Source organism: Paenibacillus sp. PastF-3 (assembly GCF_029893135.1).
GTDB lineage: Bacteria > Bacillota > Bacilli > Paenibacillales > Paenibacillaceae > Paenibacillus_AQ > Paenibacillus_AQ nitricinens.
The window spans coordinates 1-1,371 of record NZ_JARXWM010000042.1 but is presented as its reverse complement, the minus strand read 5'-3'; the positions used below and the strand labels follow the sequence as shown (position 1 = coordinate 1,371).

The following is a 1,371-nucleotide window of genomic DNA, read 5'->3' as shown; positions in this document are numbered from 1 at the left end:
GGTAGCGTCAAGAAGTTTGTGTAAGAGAACAGAAAGTAGCTTCTCGGGTATCTGTTAGTGGGTGTGGATGTTCTTTGGGGCGGGGAAACCCGCCCCAAAGAACGAGGAAATTAGGCAGGTTCTTCCTGCCCTTCCTGCACCGGGTACCGCGCTTCAAACATGTTGTTCAGTTTCTTCTTAACCTCCAGATCACCGAAGCCGCGAATCACTCGTTCGCTAAAACGTTCATTGTAGTCCATCACGTCGAGGTAGACAATTTTCTCTGCCGCATCCATATTCGTGAGACTGTTCATCGGCTTTAGGCGCTTTCGGATTTCCTTGTTCATTCGTTCAATCGGATTGGAGGTGTAGATTGCTTCTTTCACGAGTGCCGGATACTTGTAAAACGTTAGCAAGGTAGAGAGTTGCTCCTCCCAAGACCGCATCTCTTTGGGGTACAGCTTGCCCCATTTTGCCTTTACCGTATCAAACGCAGCTAGCGCCAGATCGTGGTCCTGCGCCGTGTAGATGGTCTTTAGATCCTCAATCACTTCCGTTTTGTGCTGGATCCGGATTTTAGGGAAGGTAGAGCGAACCTTGTGGACAATACAGTGCTGCACATCGGCTTTTGGGTAGGTTTCTTTAAATGCAGCATCGAGTCCTGGTAGCCCGTCAAATATACCGAGCAGTACTTCCTGTGCGCCTCGGTTGTAGAGGTCTTTCAACACTTCACGCCAGCCGTTTGCGCTCTCTTGGCCACCTACATAGAAGCCAAGAATTTGCCGGTGCCCATCTTCGTCGATCCCCATCGCGAAATAAACGACTTCTCCCTTGACGGTCCCGCGTTTAAGCTTGACGTACAAGCCGTCCAGATAGATCACGGAATAACGCTTGTTTAACGAACGTTTTTGCCACTGGTGGATGTCGTCAAGTACCGTAGCTGTTATATTACTGACCGTTGTGGGGGAGTAGTGGCTGCCAAACATACTTTCAATAAAACGGGCTACATCCCGGGTGCCCATGCCCGACTTATACATCTGAATTACCGCCTCTTCCAGCCAGCCGTCCCGTCTCTGGTACGGCTCAAACAACTGAGTCTGGAACAGACCTTGGCGGTCTCGGGGAACCTCTAAATCCTCCACATTGCCGTATTTCGTATGCAGGTTTCGTGTGTAATATCCGTTGCGGCTGTTGCGTGCACCTGCTTCATCACTCGACATGAACGCTTGGATTTCTGCGCGCATAATGGATTCCATGTTATCTTTTACAAACTGAGTGACAAGATTTTCAAATAGATTATTAAGTTGGTTTTCGGGTAAAATAGTCATCGAGTAGGGTTCCTTTCTTGGTGGACTTCGCAATCCCGAGAATACCCTACTTTTTTGTTGCCTG

Annotated in this window: 1 protein-coding gene; it reads right to left on the bottom strand. The window is 48.9% G+C overall.

Features of this window, described 5'->3' with window-relative positions; all coding sequences use genetic code 11:
• Positions 1–110 precede the first annotated feature (110 nt).
• Positions 111–1,307, bottom strand: coding sequence for an IS256 family transposase (locus M2444_RS33405; RefSeq protein ID WP_280789143.1), 1,197 nt, complete (start codon positions 1,305–1,307; stop codon positions 111–113).
• Between the last annotated feature and the right edge of the window lie 64 nt (positions 1,308–1,371).

Coding starts and splice junctions, on each gene's coding strand:
- M2444_RS33405 (WP_280789143.1), bottom strand. CDS start 1,307: ATGACTATTTTACCCGAAAACCAACTTAATAATCTATTTGAAAATCTT.